The sequence below is a fragment of the Mesorhizobium sp. M7A.F.Ca.CA.002.15.2.1 genome (assembly GCF_003998715.1).
GTDB lineage: Bacteria > Pseudomonadota > Alphaproteobacteria > Rhizobiales > Rhizobiaceae > Mesorhizobium > Mesorhizobium ciceri.
The window spans coordinates 1-4377 of record NZ_RZPI01000489.1 but is presented as its reverse complement, the minus strand read 5'-3'; the positions used below and the strand labels follow the sequence as shown (position 1 = coordinate 4377).

The following is a 4377-nucleotide window of genomic DNA, read 5'->3' as shown; positions in this document are numbered from 1 at the left end:
ATTGGGACGAGACGCGCGCCAACCGCTCGGGCGATGCGTTCTCGCAGGCGCTGAAGCTTGCCAATGACGGCAAGAACGATGAGGCGCTGACCGCGCTCGATCAGTTGGAGAAGGATGGCTACGGCGCCTATCCGCTGCTCGCACGCATGCGCGGCGCGACCGTCAAGGCGAACAAGGGCGACGTTCCCGCCGCCGTCAAGGATTTCGACGAAGTCGCCGCCGACACGGCCATTCCCCAGAGCATTCGCGACATGGCGCGGCTGCGGGCAGCGCTGCTGCTCGTCGACCATGGCTCGTTCGCCGACGTGTCCAGCCGTATCGAAGCGCTGACATCCGACACCAACACGCTGCGCCACACGGCGCGCGAGGCGCTCGGCCTTTCCGCCTGGAAGGAAGGCAAGACGCAGGATGCGCTGAAACTGTTCGACCAGATCGCCGCCGATGACGGCGCCCCGCGCAACACCCGCGAGCGCGCAACATTGATGTCCGAGCTGATCCGCGGGTCGGGCAGTGCGTCGTGACCTTCAAAGTCGCCATCATCGGCAGACCTAACGTCGGCAAATCGACTCTCTTCAATCGGCTGGTGGGAAGAAAGCTGGCGCTTGTCGACGACACGCCGGGCGTCACCCGCGACCGTCGCGTCCACGCCGCCAAGCTCTACGACCTGCATTTCGATGTCATCGACACCGCCGGCTTCGAGGACGCTGGTGCCTCGACCTTGCCCGGCCGCATGCGTGCGCAGACCGAGATCGCTATCCGCGAGGCCGACCTGATCTTCTTCACCATCGATGCCAAGTCCGGCCTTTTGCCTGACGACAGGACCTTCGCCGAGATCGTGCGCAAGTCCGGCAAGCCGGTCGTGCTGGTCGCCAACAAGGCCGAGGCGAAGGGCGCCCAGGGCGGTATGCTGGAAGCCTGGGAGCTCGGCCTTGGCGAGCCGATCCCGGTTTCGGCCGAGCATGGCCAGGGCATGCCCGATTTGCGCGACGCCGTGATCGGCGCGCTCGGCGAAGCGCGCGCCTTCGGCGAAGACGAAGATGGCGAAGACGAAGAGATCGCTGCCGGCGAGGTGCTGATCGGCGAGGATATCGCCGATCCGGATGCCGAGCACACCTATGACGACACCAAACCGATGCGCATCGCCGTCGTCGGCCGTCCCAATGCCGGCAAGTCGACGCTGATCAACGCGCTGATCGGCGAAGAGCGGCTGCTCACCGGACCGGAAGCCGGAATCACCCGTGATTCGATCTCGGTCGATTGGGATTGGCATGGCCGCCGCCTGAAGCTGTTCGATACGGCCGGCATGCGCCGCAAGGCCAGGATTCACGAAAAGCTCGAAGTGATGTCGGTGCAGGACGGCCTGCGCGCCATCCGCTTCGCCGAGATCGTCATCATCGTGCTCGACGCCACCATTCCCTTCGAGAAGCAGGATCTGCAGATCGCCGACCTGATCATCAGGGAAGGCCGGGCGCCGGTGATCGCCTTCAACAAATGGGACCTGATCGACCATCCCCAGGAGCTTCTGGCCGAACTGCGCGAGAAGACGGAACGGCTTCTTCCCCAGGCGCGCGGCCTGCAGGCCGTACCTGTCTCCGGCGAGACCGGGCGCGGCCTCGACAAGCTGATGGATGCCGTCATCAGGACCCACAAGGTATGGAACAGCCGCGTCTCGACTGGCAAGCTCAACCGCTGGCTGGAAGGCATCCTGGCACACCATCCGCCGCCTGCCGTGGCAGGGCGCCGGCTGAAGGTCAAATACGTCACCCAGGCCAAGACCCGGCCGCCGGGTTTCGTTGTCCAGTGCTCGCGGCCCGATGCGATGCCGCAATCCTATGTCCGCTATCTCTCCAACAGCCTGCGCGAAGCCTTCGATATGCCCGGCGTGCCGATCCGCATCGCGCTGCGCACGTCGGACAATCCGTTCGCCGGCAGGTCGAACAAGCGTAAATAAGCGGTCGGGCGCTGGATACCTGTTCCGGCTGTCTAAGCGACCTCCTTCAACCGCTCGTCCCGTGGCAGCGCCTGCAACGCCGCCTGCAGCAATATGTCGGCCAGCCGCGCTGCCACCGGATCCAGTTCAGCATCCTTCTGGTGCAGCACCAACGCCATTTTGGGCAATGCCGGCAGCCCGGCGATCTCCGGCGTCATCGCGCTGACGCTGGCCGGCAGGCCGATGTCGGTGCGGATTGTCAGCCCCAGCCCCGCCGCCACGGCTGCCCAGATGCCGCCAAGGCTCGGGCTGGAAAAGGCCATCCGCCACGACAGGCCGGCGCGGTCGAGCGTTTCGGTTGCCACCGTGCGCAGAAGGCATGGCGCTTCGAGCGCCACCAGCGGCAGCGGCTCACTGTTGCGCAGGCTGGTCTCGATACGCTTTGCCGGCCCGATCCAGCGCATCGGCACATCGGCGACATGCTGGCTGTAGGGCAGCGTTTCGCCGCAGTGCCAGGCGAGCGCGATATCGAGGCTGCCTGACAGGACCCTTTCGGCAAGGTCGTGGCTGCGTGCGATCCTGGCTTCGATCTTCACCTTGGGGTGCGCCCGGGCAAATCGGCCGAGCACGTCCGGCAGCACCGCCTCGCCGAAATCTTCCTGCAAGCCGAGCCGTACCCAGCCTTCCAGCTCGACACCGTGGATGGCGGATGCCGCCTCGTCATTCAATTCGATCAGCCTGCGCGCATAGCCGAGCATGGTCTCGCCTGCCTCGGTCAAAGCGAGGCCGCGTCCTGATTTGCGGAAGATCGGCGTCGCCGCCTGTTCTTCCAGTTTCTTCAATTGCGCGCTGACCGCCGACGTCGACCGGCCAAGCCGGTCAGCGGCCTTGGCAAAGCTACCCAGCTCCATGCCGGTGACGAAACTGCGCAGGACGTCGAGGTCGAATGTCACGCGTCGCATGTTGGAAGTCCCGATTTTCAGGATTGTAAGTTCAAAACTTCCTGATTTTCAGGACGAAATTATGGCGGTAGGGACAGATCGTCAAGGCCGGACCGCTGGCCAGCACGGGAAATGAAGTCATGTCCGCCATTGTCAATTGCACCGACCGGCAGCCGTCGGAACTTCTGGAAGATACCGGTTCCACCGGGAGGGTGTTCACGCCGGGCCATCGCTGGAAAGTCCTGGGCATCGGCGTTGCCGCCAATGCCGCCTTCTCGGCTACGTTCTCCGGCATCCCGGCGACGGCGGTCGTTCTTCGCCAGGGCTATCACCTAGGCAATGCCGAACTCGGTCTGGCGCTCGGCCTTCTCGGGCTTGGGGTCGCGCTCAGCGAACTGCCCTGGGGCTTGCTCACCGATCGCTGGGGCGACCGCCGCGTGCTGTTGATCGGGCTCGGCGCGACGGCGGCGTGGCTCCTGGTCATGGCGATGCTGGTCGTGCCGACAAGGACCGGTACTCCCGATGTCACGCTGCTCTCCACGAGCCTATTCATCACCGGATTGCTCGGCGGCAGCGTCAACGGTTCGAGCGGCCGCGCCATCATGGGCTGGTTCCGGGAAAACGAGCGCGGCTTCGCCATGAGCATCAGGCAGACGGCGGTGCCGCTTGGCGGCGGCCTTGGCGCGCTCGTGCTGCCCTCGCTTGCGCTGGCTTTCGGCTTTGCCGCGGTGTTCGGAGTCCTGGCGGGTGCATCCGCTCTGTCTGCCCTGTTCGCCTGGCGCTGGCTGCACGAGCCGCCGACGGCGGGCGAGGGCCATCCCGCTTCGGCTGTGGCCGGACCGGCGCCGCTGCGCAATCGCGACGTCTGGCGTATCGCGACCGCCATCGGCCTGCTCTGCTTTCCGCAGGTGGCCGTGCTCACCTTCGCCTCCGTATTCCTGCACGACTTCGTTGGGTTGGGAACGGCGGCAATCAGTGCCAGCCTCGCCGCGGTGCAGATCAGCGCCATGGTCATGCGCATCTGGAGCGGCCGCTTCACCGACCGTTATGGCAACCGCCGCCAATTTCTTCGCCTGTGCAGCGCGTTCAGCGCCCTTGCCTTCGCCATGCTTTGGCTGCTGGTCCTGTTCGGCCCAACCATTCCGGGCGGCCAGCTCATCTGGTCGGCGGTTCTTCCGGTCGTGCTTATTGTCGCAGGCATCTCTGTCTCCGCCTGGCACGGCGTCGCCTACACCGAGCTTGCCACCCTTGCCGGCGCCGGCCATGTCGGAACCGCGCTCAGCCTTGCCAACACCTTTGTTTTCGTCGGCTTCTTCCTGGTGCCGGTGGCCATTCCGGGGCTCTTGCACCTCTGGTCCTGGTCCGGCGTCTGGCTGGCGGCCGCCATCTGCGCGCTGATCGCCCGGCCGATCTTCCTGCGCCCGGCCTGAATGGTCCGGCCGCAAAATCGCCCGACTTCGCAACCACGACCTCGGGCCGACCGGGAAAACCCGATCGAATCCGTTA

General features: G+C 65.5%; 4 protein-coding genes. 3 read left to right on the top strand and 1 reads right to left on the bottom strand.

Translation table 11 applies throughout. The features are described 5' to 3' along the window. On the top strand, window positions 1-521 hold a 521-nt coding region (locus ENZ74_RS23405), incomplete at its 5' end, for a tetratricopeptide repeat protein (protein ID WP_127313015.1). Further along, a complete protein-coding gene (gene der, locus ENZ74_RS23400) occupies window positions 518-1951 on the top strand; it encodes a ribosome biogenesis GTPase Der (RefSeq protein ID WP_013532848.1) in 1434 nt (477 codons plus the stop codon). The genes ENZ74_RS23405 and der, both read left to right, overlap by 4 nt. 32 nt (window positions 1952-1983) lie before the next feature. Here the strand turns inward: der and ENZ74_RS23395 are convergent, their stop codons facing one another. After that, the gene (locus ENZ74_RS23395; RefSeq protein WP_013532847.1) at window positions 1984-2892 is read right to left on the bottom strand and encodes a LysR substrate-binding domain-containing protein; all 909 of its coding nucleotides are present in this window, start codon (window positions 2890-2892) and stop codon (window positions 1984-1986) included. Window positions 2893-3011: 119 nt separating this feature from the next. Between ENZ74_RS23395 and ENZ74_RS23390 the strand changes: the two genes are divergently transcribed. Beyond that, window positions 3012-4301 (top strand): MFS transporter, encoded by a 1290-nt coding sequence (locus ENZ74_RS23390; protein WP_063167647.1) that lies wholly within the window; start codon window positions 3012-3014, stop codon window positions 4299-4301. The last annotated feature ends 76 nt before the right edge of the window (window positions 4302-4377 follow it).